The organism is Vibrio sp. 1562 (assembly GCF_033340155.1).
In the GTDB taxonomy this organism is placed as follows: domain Bacteria; phylum Pseudomonadota; class Gammaproteobacteria; order Enterobacterales; family Vibrionaceae; genus Vibrio; species Vibrio alginolyticus.
The window spans coordinates 20,408-35,823 of record NZ_JAWOVY010000021.1 but is presented as its reverse complement, the minus strand read 5'-3'; the positions used below and the strand labels follow the sequence as shown (position 1 = coordinate 35,823).

The 15,416-nt window shown below is 44.4% G+C and carries 18 protein-coding genes; 10 read left to right on the top strand and 8 right to left on the bottom strand.

Going from position 1 to position 15,416, the window contains the following annotated elements; all coding sequences use genetic code 11:
- Nucleotides 1-77: 77 nt before the first annotated feature.
- Nucleotides 78-1,049, bottom strand: coding sequence for an arabinose-5-phosphate isomerase KdsD (gene kdsD, locus R7Z49_RS18620; protein ID WP_005381104.1), 972 nt, complete (start codon nt 1,047-1,049; stop codon nt 78-80).
- Between the two features lie 29 nt (nt 1,050-1,078).
- The gene (locus tag R7Z49_RS18615; protein ID WP_005381102.1) at nt 1,079-2,044 is read right to left on the bottom strand and encodes a calcium/sodium antiporter; all 966 of its coding nucleotides are present in this window, start codon (nt 2,042-2,044) and stop codon (nt 1,079-1,081) included.
- 374 nt (nt 2,045-2,418) lie between these two features.
- On the opposite strand from R7Z49_RS18615, the gene mlaF reads away from it, so the two are divergent.
- The 8 genes from mlaF (at nt 2,419) to R7Z49_RS18575 (ending at nt 7,860) form a co-directional block, all read left to right on the top strand.
- Complete coding sequence (gene mlaF / locus R7Z49_RS18610) at nt 2,419-3,222, top strand: phospholipid ABC transporter ATP-binding protein MlaF (protein WP_005388422.1); 804 nt, start codon at nt 2,419-2,421, stop codon at nt 3,220-3,222.
- The gene (gene mlaE / locus R7Z49_RS18605) at nt 3,212-4,003 is read left to right on the top strand and encodes a lipid asymmetry maintenance ABC transporter permease subunit MlaE (protein ID WP_005381100.1); all 792 of its coding nucleotides are present in this window, start codon (nt 3,212-3,214) and stop codon (nt 4,001-4,003) included. The genes mlaF and mlaE overlap by 11 nt, the downstream gene beginning before the upstream one ends.
- A gap of 2 nt (nt 4,004-4,005) precedes the next feature.
- On the top strand, nt 4,006-4,494 hold the full coding sequence (mlaD, locus tag R7Z49_RS18600) for an outer membrane lipid asymmetry maintenance protein MlaD (protein WP_005381099.1): 489 nt from the start codon (nt 4,006-4,008) through the stop codon (nt 4,492-4,494).
- A gap of 2 nt (nt 4,495-4,496) precedes the next feature.
- On the top strand, nt 4,497-5,135 hold the full coding sequence (gene mlaC / locus R7Z49_RS18595; protein ID WP_033907408.1) for a phospholipid-binding protein MlaC: 639 nt from the start codon (nt 4,497-4,499) through the stop codon (nt 5,133-5,135).
- Nucleotides 5,135-5,455, top strand: coding sequence for a lipid asymmetry maintenance protein MlaB (locus R7Z49_RS18590; RefSeq protein WP_318111914.1), 321 nt, complete (start codon nt 5,135-5,137; stop codon nt 5,453-5,455). Before mlaC ends, R7Z49_RS18590 begins: the two co-directional genes overlap by 1 nt.
- Nucleotides 5,456-5,458: 3 nt before the next feature.
- On the top strand, nt 5,459-5,713 hold the full coding sequence (ibaG, locus tag R7Z49_RS18585; protein ID WP_005381092.1) for a BolA family iron metabolism protein IbaG: 255 nt from the start codon (nt 5,459-5,461) through the stop codon (nt 5,711-5,713).
- A 9-nt stretch (nt 5,714-5,722) separates the two neighbouring features.
- On the top strand, nt 5,723-6,979 hold the full coding sequence (murA, locus tag R7Z49_RS18580; protein WP_005388419.1) for a UDP-N-acetylglucosamine 1-carboxyvinyltransferase: 1,257 nt from the start codon (nt 5,723-5,725) through the stop codon (nt 6,977-6,979).
- Between the two features lie 155 nt (nt 6,980-7,134).
- Nucleotides 7,135-7,860 (top strand): 1-acylglycerol-3-phosphate O-acyltransferase, encoded by a 726-nt coding sequence (locus tag R7Z49_RS18575; RefSeq protein WP_005381088.1) that lies wholly within the window; start codon nt 7,135-7,137, stop codon nt 7,858-7,860.
- Nucleotides 7,861-7,945: 85 nt separating this feature from the next.
- On the opposite strand, the gene R7Z49_RS18570 is transcribed toward R7Z49_RS18575, so the two are convergent.
- From R7Z49_RS18570 to arcA, 5 genes are all read right to left on the bottom strand, one after another.
- Nucleotides 7,946-8,335 (bottom strand): RidA family protein, encoded by a 390-nt coding sequence (locus R7Z49_RS18570; protein ID WP_005381087.1) that lies wholly within the window; start codon nt 8,333-8,335, stop codon nt 7,946-7,948.
- Between the two features lie 130 nt (nt 8,336-8,465).
- Nucleotides 8,466-8,927 carry an aspartate carbamoyltransferase regulatory subunit gene (gene pyrI / locus R7Z49_RS18565; protein ID WP_005381086.1) on the bottom strand — a complete coding sequence of 154 codons (462 nt, stop codon included), beginning with the start codon at nt 8,925-8,927 and terminating at the stop codon, nt 8,466-8,468.
- A gap of 15 nt (nt 8,928-8,942) precedes the next feature.
- Nucleotides 8,943-9,872, bottom strand: a complete 930-nt coding sequence (pyrB, locus tag R7Z49_RS18560) for an aspartate carbamoyltransferase (RefSeq protein WP_005381085.1) — start codon at nt 9,870-9,872, stop codon at nt 8,943-8,945.
- A 281-nt stretch (nt 9,873-10,153) separates the two neighbouring features.
- Entirely contained in the window at nt 10,154-11,158 is a 1,005-nt protein-coding gene (locus R7Z49_RS18555; RefSeq protein ID WP_005385520.1) for an ornithine carbamoyltransferase, read from the bottom strand.
- 156 nt (nt 11,159-11,314) lie between these two features.
- Nucleotides 11,315-12,535 carry an arginine deiminase gene (gene arcA / locus R7Z49_RS18550; protein ID WP_005381082.1) on the bottom strand — a complete coding sequence of 407 codons (1,221 nt, stop codon included), beginning with the start codon at nt 12,533-12,535 and terminating at the stop codon, nt 11,315-11,317.
- Nucleotides 12,536-13,118: 583 nt separating this feature from the next.
- On the opposite strand from arcA, the gene rraB reads away from it, so the two are divergent.
- Both rraB and R7Z49_RS18540 read left to right on the top strand, forming a co-directional pair.
- Nucleotides 13,119-13,532 (top strand): ribonuclease E inhibitor RraB, encoded by a 414-nt coding sequence (rraB, locus tag R7Z49_RS18545; protein ID WP_005381081.1) that lies wholly within the window; start codon nt 13,119-13,121, stop codon nt 13,530-13,532.
- Nucleotides 13,533-13,686: 154 nt separating this feature from the next.
- Complete coding sequence (locus R7Z49_RS18540; protein WP_042523476.1) at nt 13,687-14,487, top strand: glycosyl hydrolase 2 galactose-binding domain-containing protein; 801 nt, start codon at nt 13,687-13,689, stop codon at nt 14,485-14,487.
- Between the two features lie 19 nt (nt 14,488-14,506).
- Here R7Z49_RS18540 and R7Z49_RS18535 read toward each other — a convergent pair whose 3' ends face one another.
- Nucleotides 14,507-15,412 carry a bifunctional helix-turn-helix transcriptional regulator/GNAT family N-acetyltransferase gene (locus R7Z49_RS18535; RefSeq protein ID WP_186584636.1) on the bottom strand — a complete coding sequence of 302 codons (906 nt, stop codon included), beginning with the start codon at nt 15,410-15,412 and terminating at the stop codon, nt 14,507-14,509.
- Nucleotides 15,413-15,416: the final 4 nt, after the last annotated feature.

Sequence of the window (15,416 nt, the reverse complement as noted above, 5' to 3'; positions counted from 1 at the left end):
GCCTATCGTTTAGCTCAGTACTTCCCTGACCATTGCCTTTATTCGTCTAATAAATGATTTAAATGTTTGTGCTGATATTACATCACGCCAGCTTTTAGTAAATCGTGCATGTTCAGTGCACCCACAATTTTTTCGTCTTTACATAAAATCAGAGCGTTAATGTTTTTATTCTGCATCAAGTTCAAACCTTCAACCGCCAGCATATCAGGGTGTGCTGTGGTTGGGTTTGTCGTCATGACCTCGCCAATTGCCGTCGTATGAATATCGATACGCTTGTCTAAGGTACGACGTAAATCACCATCGGTGAATATACCAAGCATAGCATCGTGCTCATCGACGATGGCTGTCATGCCTAACCCCTTTTCTGAAATTTCAAGCAGGGCATCACGAATTAATGCGTCAGGAGAAACTTTAGGTAACGCTTCTCCAAAGTGCATAATATCAGACAACTTAAGTAGCAGTTTTCTCCCCAGTGCACCACCTGGGTGAGATAGGGCAAAATCTTCGGCAGAAAAACCACGAGCTTGAAGCAGAGCTACGGCTAATGCATCTCCCATCACTAATGTGGCAGTCGTACTGCTAGTTGGCGCCAGGCCTAACGGACAAGCTTCTTGAGGTACCGTAATTTGCAGGTGTAAGTCAGACAGCTTGGCCATATTTGATTCTGGCTTACCTGTCATGCTGATGATCTTAATATTCAGGCGCTTTAATACTGGAAATAGAGACAGAATTTCGTTTGATTCACCAGAGTTAGAAATTGCCAGCACAATGTCACCAGGGCTAATCATACCCAAGTCACCATGTGCGGCTTCGCCTGGATGAACGAAAAACGCCGAAGTCCCAGTGCTTGCCAGAGTGGCGGCAATCTTGTTACCAATATGGCCTGACTTGCCAATACCCATAACGACAACTTTGCCGTTGTTGGAAAGGATAAGTTCACACGCTTTTTCAAATTGATCATCAAAGTAGGTATCTAGCTCTTGCAGAGCAGCAACTTCGATATCAAGAACTTGTTTAGCAGCAGCGCGAAAATCAAATTGATTGGACATATCAGATCTCTACTTATTGATCGTGGTAATTAAGCGGTCATGTTTGCGAATAAGTACACTTGGTAACCTAAGAAGCACACAAACAAGATGGCACCTTCAATACGGTTAATACTGCGTGATTTACCCAAACACATCGCGACAAGTAACAATGAAACGCCTAACATGACCCAGAAGTCACGTCCCATCGCGTACTCACTGAGCACCGATGGATTAATGATGCCAGGAATCCCCATTACCGCCAGAATGTTAAACACATTCGAACCGATAATGTTACCGACAGCCATGTCGTCTTCACCCTTTAAAACTCCCGCAAGTGATGCGGCTAGTTCTGGCAGGCTAGTGCCAATGGCGATAATAGTTAGACCGATAACAAGGTCGCTCATACCAAAGTGTTTAGCAATAATTACCGCGTTATCAACCAGCATGCTGGCTGCCAAAGGAAGCAGTATCAAGCCAATAACCACCCACATGATTGCTTTAGGGTTACTGACGCCTTCTGGGATCTCTGACTCTTGGTCATCAAGAAAAACATCACCTGATTTTTGCTCTTTGCGGCTGATTTGCAACATAGCAAATAAAAATGCCCCAAAGAGTACAAACAATAAGACACCCTCATAAAAACCGAGATGGCTATTCCAAAGCAGAATACCAGCGAGTACGGTTACGGCTATCATGAGTGGAAGTTCTCGGCGGATGACGGCGGAGCTAATCGACAAAGGCTTGATCAGCGCTGTAATACCTAGGATTAACGCAATGTTCGCTATGTTTGAGCCTAATACGTTACCCACCGCTGTATCTGTTTTGCCATCCCAAGCAGCGGTTGCAGATACCATCATCTCAGGGGCGGATGAGCCCATCGCGAGGATTGTCATGCCAATGACAAGCGGGGAAATACCGACGTTGCGGGCTATCGCTGCAGAGCCAAAAACAAGTTTATCTGCACTCCAAACAAGCAAAACAAGACCGACTATAAGCAACGCAACGGCTTCGAGCATGAGAATTCCTAAGTATTAAATAAGTAAAATGAATAACCGCTAATTTTGACCTTTTGCGGCCTAAAATGGAAGATAAACGAAGAATAAATTAAAGGTTAGTAACGAAAATGTATGTAAATCTCACTCATTTAAATGAGCAATTCTGGTCTAGGATTTAAACACTTCGTGCTAATTCGGTCATAAACCATGAGAAATTGCAGGGATATACTCGACTTTATTTAATTGAACAGTGCTTTAAATTCAACGCCAATGTGCTTATGATTGCAGCCTAATAAATGTACCGACGTTACTTTATTAAACGTAGAATTCAACTCCGATGAGTATCTGCTTGATGATTCCGTGAGTTGCAACGCTCCTACAGTAGAAGAGATGATATGTCGAACAACGATTTAGTCACCGTGAACAACCTCACTTTTTCACGGGGAGAACGCATGATCTTTGATGATATTGATCTGCATGTTCCTGAGGGCAAAGTGACGGCCATTATGGGACCATCGGGAATTGGTAAAACAACACTGCTGCGTTTGATTGGTGGTCAGTTGTATCCCGAGCAAGGAGAGATCTGGTTTGATGGCGACAATATTCCCTCTCTCTCGCGTAAAAAACTCTACCATGCTCGAAAGAAAATGAGCATGTTGTTCCAGTCAGGGGCTTTATTCACTGATTTGAATGTTTTTGATAATGTCGCCTTTCCATTGAGAGAGCATACCGATTTATCGGAAGATTTGATTCGCACCATGGTGTTACTCAAGCTCGAAGCTGTCGGTCTGCGCGGCGCGGCGCAATTAATGCCGAGTGAGCTTTCAGGTGGTATGGCAAGACGCGCTGCTTTGGCTCGTGCAATCGCACTTGATCCTGACCTGATCATGTACGATGAGCCGTTTGTGGGGCAAGACCCAATCACTATGGGCGTTTTGGTTGAGCTAATTAGCAATCTAAACCAAGCGTTAGGTTTGACCTCTATTGTGGTTTCTCACGACGTACCTGAAGTCATGAGTATTGCTGACTGGGTATACCTGATGGCCGATGGAAAAATCATCGCCTATGGTACGCCAGAAGAGCTGACTCAAAACTCTGATCCTCGTGTCCAGCAGTTCTTACAAGGTGATGCCGACGGTCCTGTACCGTTTCGTTTCCCTTCTCAAAGTATCGAAAAGGACTTATTTGATGGTCGATAACTTCATTCACTTTGTCGCCTCGCTGGGTCGACGCACGCTTTCTATTTGCGGAGCATTTGGTCGTGCGACTTTCATGTTGATTGGGGCGCTATTTTCTAAGCCACAACCGATCAGAAGCTTTCCTCTGCTTGTTAAGCAACTTTATTCTGTTGGTGTTCAGTCGCTGGCGATCATCGTCGTATCTGGTCTGTTCATTGGAATGGTTTTGAGTCTACAAGGCTATGTTGTGTTGGTGGATTACGGCGCAGAAGGCAGTTTGGGGCAAATGGTAGCGCTTTCGTTACTCCGTGAATTAGGACCCGTTGTTACTGCACTTTTGTTTGCTGGTCGTGCCGGTTCTGCGTTAACCGCAGAGATAGGTCTAATGAAAGCAACGGAACAACTGTCTAGCCTTGAAATGATGGCGGTAGACCCATTGAAACGAGTGATTGCACCACGGTTTTGGGCTGGGGTTATCTCAATGCCTTTACTGGCTATGATTTTCATGGCTGTGGGAATTTGGGGCGCTCAGCTTGTTGGTGTTGACTGGAAAGGCGTTGATCACGGCAGTTTTTGGTCAGCGATGCAGTCCTCTGTTGAGCTAGGGCAAGACATTGGTAACAGTATGATCAAATGTTTTGCGTTTGCAATTACGGTTACTTGGGTCGCTCTATTTAACGGTTATGATGCTATTCCAACATCGGAAGGGATCAGCCGAGCAACTACGCGCACTGTTGTGCATTCTTCTTTAGCAGTACTAGGATTAGACTTTGTACTGACCGCATTGATGTTTGGGAATTAATCATGCAACAAACACGTAAAACTGAATTATGGGTTGGCAGCTTTGTATTAGCGGGAATTTGCGCGATTCTTGTGATGATTTTTCAAGTTGCTGACGTAAAAAGCATTGGCTCTGGTGATACTTATACCCTCAAAGCCGAGTTCGATAATATTGGCAGTTTAAAAGTTCGTTCGCCCGTAAAAGTGGGGGGCGTTGTGATTGGTCGAGTAAGTAGTATTTCGCTTAACCCAGACAACTTATTGCCAGTTGTAACACTATCTATCAATAGCAAATACAATCAGTTCCCAGAAACGTCGAGCGTACAAATTTTGACATCTGGCCTGATTGGTGAGCAATACATTGGTTTAGTACCTGGCTTCGTTTTTGATGATGAAGTCATGCTGGTGGATGGTGATACCATCGAAGACACCAAATCGGCGCTTGTGCTTGAAGACTTAATTGGTCAAGTACTATACAGCGTAGGTGGTTCAGACGACTCAAGTAAGGAATAACTATGTTAGCGAGATTACTACTTTCAGTTTGTGCTGTGTTTAGCGTCTTTGGAACAACAGCAGCAGAGGTGGATAAAACTGAACCTTATAAGATGATGAAGCAGGTAGCTGAAGTCACGTTCGAAAGATTGAAAGCCGAACAGCCGAAAATCAAACAAGATCCAAATTTACTTAAAGTGATCGTTGAAGAAGAGCTAATGCCTTACGTCAACTACCGCTATGCAGGGTTAAAACTTCTTGGTCCAAACTTAAAAGGTGCTAAGCGTGAAGATGTACTTGAGTTTATCGATGCATTTCGTGCGTACCTAATTGCGTCTTATGCACAAGTGTTGACGCAATACTCTGACCAAAAAATTGAGTTTGGTCCTGAGCCTAGCATTGATGACTCTAAGCGTATTACAAGCATTAAAGTTGATATCATCGATACTCCGCGTCCAAACATCAAACTTGAGTTTAAACTGCGTAAAGACAACCAGTCTGGTGAGTGGGAAGCATTCGATATGATTGCAGAGGGCATTAGTTTGCTTTCTAGTAAACAATCCGAATGGAACAGTAAAATTCGTCAAGAAGGTATTCTATCTGTTGCTAAAGACCTAGAAAAATTGGCCGCAGAACCGATCCGCTTCGAGGCGAAGAAATAATGGCCCAGACTCCCGCTCAGTGGCAATTGGATCAAAACATTCTTAAGCTAACAGGGGCACTTGATAGAGATACAGTGCCTTCATTGTGGGCGTATGCACAGCAATGGCAACCTGCTCAATCGGAGCTGGAATGCTCGCTAAAAGAGATAGAGCGCGTCGACTTTGCAGGAATGGTGATGTTAATCCACTTATTAGAGCATGCAAAAAAGCAAAACTGTCATATAATGCTCAGTTTCGTGCCGGCGCAACTGCGCACTTTGTTTCAACTGAGCAATGTTGAATCTTTAGTGGCCAAACACATACAGAATTATCAGGGGTAAATTGTGGATAGCGCAAAAGTACAACAGTTATTAGAAGAAGCACTAAACCTTCAAGAAGTGCATGTGAAAGGTGAAGGTAGCCACTATGAAGTGGTTGCTGTTGATGCTTGTTTCGATGGAATGAGCCGCGTTAAGAAGCAGCAGCTAATTTATGCTCCTCTGATGGAATACATCCAGCGTAACGACATTCACGCATTATCAATCAAAGCGTTCACACCAGAAGAGTGGGCTCGTGATAAGAAATTGATGTCGCTTTAAGGTTTATTGATGGAAAAGTTTCGAGTTATTGGGTCAGATAAACCACTAGTTGGTGAAGTGACCATTTCAGGTGCAAAAAACGCAGCACTGCCGATTTTATTTGCGTCTATCTTGGCGGAAGAGCCAGTAGAAGTGGCAAACGTACCACACCTTCGTGATATCGATACAACCATGGAATTGCTTAAGCGTTTAGGCGCGAAAGTAAGCCGCAATGGCTCTGTTCATGTTGATCCAAGCAGTATTACAGAATACTGTGCGCCTTATGACTTGGTGAAAACCATGCGTGCTTCTATTTGGGCTTTGGGTCCTTTGGTGGCGCGCTTTGGTCAAGGTCAGGTTTCTTTACCAGGCGGTTGTGCTATTGGCGCTCGTCCTGTGGATCTGCATATTTCTGGTTTAGAGCAGCTTGGCGCAACCATTACATTAGAAGATGGTTATGTGAAAGCAGAAGTGGATGGTCGTCTAAAAGGCGCGCACATCGTGATGGATAAAGTCAGCGTAGGCGCGACGATCACCATCATGTGTGCCGCTGCGCTGGCGGAAGGCACAACAACACTAGATAACGCTGCGCGTGAGCCTGAAATCGTCGATACCGCTGATTTCCTAAATAAGCTTGGCGCAAAAATCTCTGGCGCTGGCACAGATACCATTACGATTGAAGGTGTTGAGCGCCTAGGCGGTTGTAAACACAACGTGGTTGCTGACCGTATTGAGACGGGAACATTCCTTGTCGCAGCAGCAGTATCTGGCGGTAAAGTGGTATGTCGCAACACTAATGCTCATTTGCTTGAAGCGGTTCTCGCCAAGCTGGAAGAAGCTGGCGCGCTTGTCGAAACGGGTGAAGATTGGATCTCCGTTGATATGACCGACCGCGAGCTAAAAGCGGTAAGTGTACGTACTGCGCCACATCCTGGTTTCCCGACGGATATGCAAGCTCAATTTACGCTACTGAACATGATGGCGAAAGGTGGCGGCGTAATCACTGAGACTATCTTTGAAAACCGCTTTATGCACGTACCAGAACTCATGCGTATGGGCGCTAAAGCTGAGATCGAAGGCAATACGGTTATCTGTGGTGATGTTGAGTCACTCAGCGGTGCGCAAGTGATGGCAACCGATCTACGAGCTTCGGCTAGTTTGGTTATTGCAGGTTGCATTGCTAAAGGCGAAACCGTCGTTGATCGTATTTACCATATCGACCGTGGTTACGACAAAATCGAAAATAAACTGGCTGCACTTGGCGCAAATATTGAGCGAGTGAGCTAGGCAAGTTAAACTGCACCGCAGGTAACTTGGATATCAAGAGAGCCGAAACCTGAGTTTCGGCTTTTTTATATCACTCTCATGACCATATTTTCCCTTTATGGAAAGAGAGATATTAATAGCTGTATCTGGCAAAAGCCGGTTCCTGGAGAACAAGAATGATTGCACTGTTACGTGTATTTGCTGTCGCTATCTTTGCGATTGTTATGTTTATTGGTGGTTGTGGTTACTGCCTATTAAGCCCTAGAAACCCTAAGCACGTTTTCACTTTTGGCCGTTTGTTTGCCAAGATGTCTCGTGTGTTTGGGATTAAGTTAGAGTTGCGTATCCCTGAAGATGCGTATTCACGCGGTCAACATGTTTACATTGCTAACCACCAGAACAACTGGGACATGTTTACTGTTTCTGCGGCTGTGACTCCGAAAGTTGTGACAGTAGGTAAAAAGAGCTTGGCTTGGATGCCACTGTTTGGTCAGCTTTACTGGCTTACGGGTAACATTCTGATTGACCGAGCGAATCGTTCTAAAGCAAAAGGTACTATCGATCAGGTCGTGAGCAGCATGAAAGAAAGTGATGTTTCGGTGTGGATGTTCCCAGAAGGCACGCGTTCTCGTGGGCGTGGTTTGCTTCCATTCAAAACAGGTGCTTTTCATGCGGCAATTGGTGCAGGTGTGCCAATCATTCCTATCGTATGTAGCTCGACGAATAAAATTAAGCTGAACCGTTGGAACAATGGTCATGTGATTGTTGAAATGCTACCTCCAATCAGCACTGAAGGCTATGGTAAAGAGGGCATTCGCGAGTTAGCGAATATCTGTCGTGAACAGATGAAAGAGAAGCTTGAATCGTTAGATGAAGAAGTCAAACAGCGCAACGCTGCTTAAGTTTTACTGCGATATCATCACGAAAAGACAATAAAAAACGGGTAGCCTGAGCTACCCGTTTTTTTATGTTTGTCAGCAAGTGCAATTATTTGCGAACAGCGATTGCTTCAATCTCGATGCCAACATCTTTTGGTAGGCGAGCCACTTCTACACAAGAGCGTGCAGGGTAGTTTGCTACGCCGTGCTCATCAAAGAACTTGCCGTAAACTTCGTTCACTGTGCCAAAGTCATTTAGGTCTTTAACAAAAACCGTTAGCTTTACAATATCAGATACTTTAAGACCTGAAGATTCAACTACAGCCTTTACGTTTTCTAGAGACTGACGAGCTTGTTCTGCGATATCAGCAGACACTTCACCTGTCGCTGGGTTTACTGGGATTTGGCCTGAAGTAAGAACCATGTTACCTAGATCTACGCCTTGAACGTAAGGACCGATTGCTGCTGGTGCAGACTCAGTGTGAAGTACTTTCGTCATTTGATTTTTTCCATCAGTTGTAGGGAATAAAGATTCTCAGTTTGCCTCTAAACCCTCGGTAGGTAAAGAGCAAAATACCCTGACATTACAGGGTATTTTAAACGTATCACAGCCTAGTCGTGCGGCGTGTTTATCGCTCGGTTACGATCTCGCGTGAGAACACTTTCTCGCAGTATTTACACTTTAGGCGGATTTCTTGTTTCTTCTCGAACACGCTAAAGCTGCTTTCTACTGGTTCATTATGAGAAATACAGTTTGAATTCGGGCATTCAAATACATCATTGATGCGCTCAGGAAGCTCTAATGCGAGCTTTTTCACCACTTCATAATTCTCGATTTGATTCACGGTCGCGTGAGGAGCATACAACGCTAGCTTGCTCGCTTGCTCTTCATTGATAAACACATTTTCGATTTTGAGTAGATCTTTATGACCGAGTGCTGATGATGGCAAGTTCAGTCCAATCGTTACGCGTTGTGATGAATTGTGCATATCGAACAGTCTTAATACTTTGATGCCGATTTGCGCAGGGATGTGGTCGATGACCGTACCATTTTTGATTGCTTCTACCTGCAATTGAGTTTCTTTAGCCATGATTTCTCCCCTCGATTACAGTGTTTCGTTTAGAACAAGCGCCAGCAGTGCTTGGCGAGCATACACGCCATTTTGAGCTTGCTGGAAGAAGTAAGCATGAGGCGTTTTATCAACATCAGTTGTAATTTCATCCACACGTGGTAGTGGGTGCAGTACTTTCAAGTTCTCACGCGCGCCTTCTAGTAGTGCCGCCGTTAGGATGTAAGCCGACTTAATATGTGCGTATTCCGATTCGTCAAAGCGTTCTTTCTGTACGCGTGTCATGTACAGAATATCCAGTTCAGGAATCACACTTTCCATGTCTGTGTGTAGGCTATATTGAATGCCAGCTTCGTCTAGTTCTTCGCAGATGTAATCTGGCATTGCCAGCGCATCTGGTGCAACAAAGAAGAAGCGGATGTTGTTAAACTTTGCTAAGGCTTGAGTCAGTGAGTGCACTGTGCGGCCATATTTTAGGTCACCTACGAATGCGACGTTCAGGTTGTCTAGACGCCCTTGTGTTTCCGCGATGGTGTATAGGTCGAGTAGCGTTTGAGTTGGGTGTTGGTTTGCACCGTCGCCCGCGTTGATCACTGGCACGCCATTTGAAAATTCAGATGCCAAGCGAGCGGCGCCTTCTTGTGGATGACGCATCACAAAGGCATCGACGTAAGAAGAGATGACTTGTACTGAATCTGCGAGTGTTTCGCCTTTCTTCGCCAGAGAGGTATTACCATCATTATCAAAGCCAATCACGTCACCACCAATGCGCTGAATCGCTGTTTCAAACGATAAACGTGTACGTGTTGATGGTTCAAAGAAACAACTTGCAACGACTTTGTTTTTAATCAGTTCTGGTCGAGGTGCTTTTTTAAGGCTACCTGCTGTTTCTACGATAAGTTCCAGTTCTTCGCGTGAAAGCTCTGGAATAGAGATGATGTGCTTCTGGTAAAGCGAGTTCGCCATGATCTTCTTCCCTATAACATTGATGACTACATCCAAATAACCGAAAGGAATTTTGGACATAAAAAAACCTCCCCAATGGGGAGGTTTTAAAATTCAATAGAATTAACGAAAATAACACCACGTAAGCGTAGTCGCTTAGCGAGAGCAAATCGCGTTTTTACGTCAGCAATCAGCGTGGTCATTTCTTAATCCTCAGACAAATTGCCGAGCATTATACGCTTAACTTTCGTGAGCGCAAGCGATTACATCATGGTTTTTATCGGCTGTTTTTGCGCACTGGTTTAGCTTCCTAGCGTCGCAACCATCACGGCTTTGATGGTATGCATACGGTTTTCAGCTTCGTCGAATACGATGGAGTATTCCGATTCAAATACCTCTTCTGTTACTTCAAGGCCTTTCATACCGTATTTTTCAGCGACTTCTTTGCCGACGGTGGTTTCATCATTGTGGAAAGCTGGAAGGCAGTGCATGAATTTCACATGTGGATTACCCGTTTGCTCAATCACGTCCATATTGATTTGATAAGGTGTCATTAACGCTACACGTTCATCCCATGCCTCGGCAGACTCACCCATAGACACCCAAACGTCGGTGTATAGGAAGTCACAACCTTTCACACCTTCCTCAACGCTTTCTGTTAACGTGATTTTTGCACCGGTTTGTTGCGCGATAGTTTGACAAGTTGCCACGAGCTCTTCTTCAGGCCAGAACGCTTTTGGCGCGACAAGGCGAATATCCATGCCCATTTTCGCTGCGCCCACCATAAGTGAGTTACCCATGTTGTTGCGCGCATCACCTAGGTAAGCGAAGGTTATTTCATGCAGCTGTTTACCACGGCCGTGCTCTTGCATGGTCAGGAAGTCAGCAAGGATCTGGGTTGGGTGGAACTCATCCGTTAAACCATTCCACACTGGAACACCAGCATAAGTACCAAGCTCTTCAACAATGGATTGGCCAAAGCCTCGGTATTCAATCCCGTCGTACATACGACCAAGAACACGAGCTGTGTCTTTCATCGATTCCTTATGACCGATCTGCGAGCCAGAAGGGCCGATGTAAGAGACTTGAGCACCTTGGTCAAAGGCAGCGACTTCAAACGCACATCGGGTACGAGTCGAAGATTTCTCAAAGATTAGTGCGATGTTTTTACCTTGAAGTTTCTTCTGCTCTGTTCCTGCATATTTAGCTTTTTTCAGCTCTGCAGACAGTTCGAGCAAAAACTGGATTTCTTTGGTTGAGAAGTCCAATAGCTTCAAAAAGTTGCGGTTACGTAAATTGAAAGCCATAGCTCGTCCCTTAGTACATGTGATTAGATTAATAGAATTTATTAAAACATATAAATGCTTTTATTGTGAATAATTATTTTTAATTAAAGCTAAAAAAGGTTGATGTATTCACATCAACCTTAGTTTTGATTCACCTAATGTAAAGGGACGAGTAAGTTATATATCGTCTCGTTCTATTGGACAGCTCATACAGCGAGCGCCACCGCGACCACGACCAAGCTCGTTACCAGGTACTGTCAGTACTTTGATGCCAGCTTTATCGTATTTTTCGTTGGTGTATACGTTGCGTTCGTAACCAATTACTACGCCCGGTTTTACAGTTAGAACGTTATTGGCATCATTCCATTGTTCGCGTTCCGCTTCATAGCTGTCGCCACCAGTGGTGATGATTTTCAGCTGATCTAAGCCAAGAGCGGACTCAATCGCGTGCAGATAGTTATGTGAGGCTTCAACATGCATTTCACCGTTGCCTTTTGGTGTTAAGCGCCATGTGTCGAGATCTTTGCGCATGATCTCTGGGTAAACAGAGAAAGTATCTACATCCATATGGGTCATCACGGTGTCTAAATGCATACATGAGCGGTGTTTAGGCAGATCAATTGCAATCACCTCGGTAGCTTGGCCTGCTTTAAATAGGCTTGCTGCAAGGTTCTCTACACCTTGTGCAGTCGTACGCTCAGACATACCGATAAGAACTGCACCTTTACCAATAACCAACACATCACCGCCTTCGACATTCGCATTATCATAATGCAGATCATCGTCACCGAAGTATTTGATAAAATCTTGGCCAGCAAAAATTGGGTGCCAACGATAAATCGCACGTAAGTGGTTTGTTTCACGTTGGCGTGCAGGCATCATCATCGGGTTAAGAGAAACGCCGCCATAAACCCAGCATGAGGTATCACGAGTAAAGAGGTGATTAGGCAGTGGCTCAATAACAAAGTCGAGAGGACGCTTCATTTTTGGCAGCATAGAAGATGAGGAGATCGGTAGCTCTGAGTAAGCTAAGCCACCTAAAAAGATGCAGGCAAGGTGTTCATCATCCATTTCTGAAAAGTATTGGCGTAGGTCTCGCGCAAAGGTTGGCCCGTAACGAAAGTCAGAAATCTGAGTGTTCAGCAGCCATTGTTTTGCTTCTGGAACAGCGAGGGTTTCGACCAGTAAATCGTGGAGGAGAAGCACTTCAACGTCTTGCTCGCGCAGCGTACGTGCGAATGCATCGTGCTCTTCACCTGCCGCTTCTACAGCAAGAACGTCATCAAATAGCAACTCATGACAGTTTGACGGAGTTAAGTGGGTTAGGGCGCGTTCAGGGCGATTTAATAGAACTCGTCGAAGTTGACCAACTTCTGATCCAACGTACAGCTTGCTCATTTTGTATCCTTACAAATTTTCCAGCCATTAGTTATGACAAGCTTCCTAGAAAGATGCAAGTTATCAAGCTTTGTTTATATTCTGGTGTTTATGGTTTTGTGAGTTTTTTATTTTTATTTTTATTCTTATGAAATTTATTATTAGATATAAATGCTATTTTACTAAAATTAGAGTGCGTGCGTTTTTATTCTAATTTTCCCGTTGAGAAAGAATACATGCACAGTGCATAAAACGTGCATTTTTATTCTAAATTATGCATTATTAAAGTGAATTTATTCGTTATGCATCTTCGTTTTACACGTGAGTGTATTCAAGAAAGCATCATAAACACGCATAGAAAGAGAAAATAACCACATTAAGTGTCAATTAGGATGTTCTGAATATTAAAAAACGCCATTCTTTGTTAATTTTTTGTTTCTTTGTGTGGTCGGTTTAATATTTAGATTCAAATAACCGATAAGAATCGCAGTGGTATGATGTTTGTTTGTGGCTTTTCATCGCAATCCATGCCATATTTCACCGGATCAGCATACTCAGTATCGGGTATTGTGTTTCCATCAAGTAACTAATCTGGAGCCAAAACATGTCTCACGAAGATGAATATCTATCAGTAGAAGAATTAATTGAGATTCAAAAGGAAGAGACTCGCGATATCATTGCAGCATTGCTAGAAGATGGCAGCGATCCAGATTCGCTATACGAAATTGAGCACCACCTGTTTGCAGAAGATTTTGACACGCTAGAAAAAGCGGTAGTTGAAGCATTCAAGATGGGCTTTGAAGTTCTTGAAGCAGAAGAAACTGAAGATGAAGATGGTAACAAGTTGCTTTGCTGTGATGCGACTATGGAGTCCGCACTAGACGCAGAAGCGATTGATGCGCAAGTTGAAAAATTGATTCACTTGGCAGAAAAATACGACATCATCTATGACGGTTGGGGTACGTACTACGAAGGCGAAGATGCGCTTTACCCTGAAGAAGATGAAGACGACGAGTAATCAAAGCTCACTACTTTTGGAAAAACCAGCGTTTAACGCTGGTTTTTTTATTCCTTGAAAAACTGACGAATGTGGAGGCGATAAATAATTCACATTGAGTTTATAGGGGATTTCTCCCTATAATGCGTGAAAATTGATCTAGCTCAAGGTGTATATGCAACTCTCACTCGCCGGTTTATGGCAAGTCTCTCCACTGACGGACCTTTCTATCCCACAGGATGACATTACTTTCCCTGCTCCTTTGAGTCAGGTATTGCCAGCTGAACTGACAGAAGAAGCAATTCGTCAGCAAGAGTGGCACCTGATGCATGACATTGAAGTGGACGAATCCATGATGGCATTCCCAGCGGTAGAAATGGTGTTGGGTGGTGTGGATTACCATGCAGAAGTGCGTTTGAACGGAGTAGCATTGTTTGACTGTGACGGTTCTCAAAATGTCTACAAGAAAGACATTCGCCCGTTCATGCAGATGGGGCGCAACCGTTTTGAGATCCTATTCCTTGAGGAAGAAGAAGATCTTCTGTTGGATGAGGATAAACCGGAGTTGTGTTTACTTGCAGATCATGAATATAAAAAAAGTGATGAGCGCTTAGGGGTATGGCAAGAACCGTATCTGCAGTTCATTCGCAATGTGCGTTTAGACCGCGTGGCTACCGAACAGATTTGGCACCACGGTGGTGGTTGTGAGTTTAAAGTAGACTTGTACTATCAAACTTTTTCGCCGGGCCTGGTCTCTGCATCGGTTAAGTTTAATGGTATGACTTACCATATTCCTATTGATGTCCGAGCGGAGCATGCGAGCGCTTTATTCCAGATCGAAGCGCCAAAGTATGCCGATCTTACTGATCCTGATCCAAGTGATCTCTACCAGTTGTCTGTTGAGTTGGATGGGCAGCACCAAAACTTCACTGTTGCCTTGAGCCAGGAGCTTTGTGTTACCCATGTTGTGCTTTAACTCTTAGTAATGCTCTTTATTACAGTGTTTTAAGCATTACGACTTCACATGCATCATGCCCTGTTTGTCCAAGCGGGGCATCGAGATGCTCAAAGCCTAGCTTTTCATACAAGCTTACCGCTTCTCTCAGACATTCAGTTGTCTCTAAATAGCACTGCTGATAACCAAATTGTTTCGCCAATTGTAAGCTCAATGCGACGATGCGTTTGGCTAAACCGTGCCCTCGTGTTTGAGGTAAAAAGTACATCTTTTGTAGTTCACATACATTTGGCTCGCCAGCTAAAGGGGCAAAGCCACCGCCACCAACGATCTCTCCGCGATGTTCAATGACCCAATAGGCGGCCCTGTTTTGATTGTACACCGAATACATATCATCAAGCGTTGGATCGGCCACACCATAACCTTTGTCTGCGGTTAAGCCGTATTCTGCAGAGACTTTACGAATCACATCTGCGACTTGCGGGTTGTCTGCTTTAGTAAGAGGTCGAAGAACGTATTCCTCAGCCTGACACACTTTTGTTAGCCCTTTTAGGTAAGTCTCTAGACCAAGTTTGAGTTGCTCTTGCTCGCTGTCATCGAGTTGGGTAAGCAGTTGTTCAAAGAAGTGGTTTTGCTGTTGGTCCAGTTGTGATAACGCCTGTTGGCCTTGCTCTGTAATCGCGACGAGTTGACTACGTTTGTCTTTTGGGTTTTCGATGCTCTCGACCAAACCTAATTTAATCAAACCAGTAACGGTTCGGCTCGCGTTGGACTTGTCGACATTAAGCTGCTGTGCCAGCTGATTGATGGTCAATGGCTGCAATTGGATTTCACCCAATGCGTGCGCTTGCACTGGAGTGAGAGCGACATCGCCGCATTGTTTATCAAGCATACCAAGCAATCGGACTGCTTGACGGGAGTAGTGTCGAAGTTGACGAGCGTTCATTATC

Excerpts from the sequence above, each read along its gene's own strand:
- pyrI (WP_005381086.1), bottom strand. The coding sequence starts at position 8,927 with ATGGCTAAAGAAACTCAATTGCAGGTAGAAGCAATCAAAAATGGTACG.
- murA (WP_005388419.1), top strand. The coding sequence starts at position 5,723 with ATGGAAAAGTTTCGAGTTATTGGGTCAGATAAACCACTAGTTGGTGAA.
- R7Z49_RS18570 (WP_005381087.1), bottom strand. The coding sequence starts at position 8,335 with ATGACGAAAGTACTTCACACTGAGTCTGCACCAGCAGCAATCGGTCCT.
- R7Z49_RS18575 (WP_005381088.1), top strand. The coding sequence starts at position 7,135 with ATGATTGCACTGTTACGTGTATTTGCTGTCGCTATCTTTGCGATTGTT.
- mlaD (WP_005381099.1), top strand. The coding sequence starts at position 4,006 with ATGCAACAAACACGTAAAACTGAATTATGGGTTGGCAGCTTTGTATTA.
- arcA (WP_005381082.1), bottom strand. The coding sequence starts at position 12,535 with ATGAGCAAGCTGTACGTTGGATCAGAAGTTGGTCAACTTCGACGAGTT.
- R7Z49_RS18540 (WP_042523476.1), top strand. The coding sequence starts at position 13,687 with ATGCAACTCTCACTCGCCGGTTTATGGCAAGTCTCTCCACTGACGGAC.
- rraB (WP_005381081.1), top strand. The coding sequence starts at position 13,119 with ATGTCTCACGAAGATGAATATCTATCAGTAGAAGAATTAATTGAGATT.
- R7Z49_RS18555 (WP_005385520.1), bottom strand. The coding sequence starts at position 11,158 with ATGGCTTTCAATTTACGTAACCGCAACTTTTTGAAGCTATTGGACTTC.
- mlaF (WP_005388422.1), top strand. The coding sequence starts at position 2,419 with ATGTCGAACAACGATTTAGTCACCGTGAACAACCTCACTTTTTCACGG.
- R7Z49_RS18590 (WP_318111914.1), top strand. The coding sequence starts at position 5,135 with ATGGCCCAGACTCCCGCTCAGTGGCAATTGGATCAAAACATTCTTAAG.
- R7Z49_RS18535 (WP_186584636.1), bottom strand. The coding sequence starts at position 15,412 with ATGAACGCTCGTCAACTTCGACACTACTCCCGTCAAGCAGTCCGATTG.
- kdsD (WP_005381104.1), bottom strand. The coding sequence starts at position 1,049 with ATGTCCAATCAATTTGATTTTCGCGCTGCTGCTAAACAAGTTCTTGAT.
- mlaE (WP_005381100.1), top strand. The coding sequence starts at position 3,212 with ATGGTCGATAACTTCATTCACTTTGTCGCCTCGCTGGGTCGACGCACG.
- pyrB (WP_005381085.1), bottom strand. The coding sequence starts at position 9,872 with ATGGCGAACTCGCTTTACCAGAAGCACATCATCTCTATTCCAGAGCTT.
- R7Z49_RS18615 (WP_005381102.1), bottom strand. The coding sequence starts at position 2,044 with ATGCTCGAAGCCGTTGCGTTGCTTATAGTCGGTCTTGTTTTGCTTGTT.
- mlaC (WP_033907408.1), top strand. The coding sequence starts at position 4,497 with ATGTTAGCGAGATTACTACTTTCAGTTTGTGCTGTGTTTAGCGTCTTT.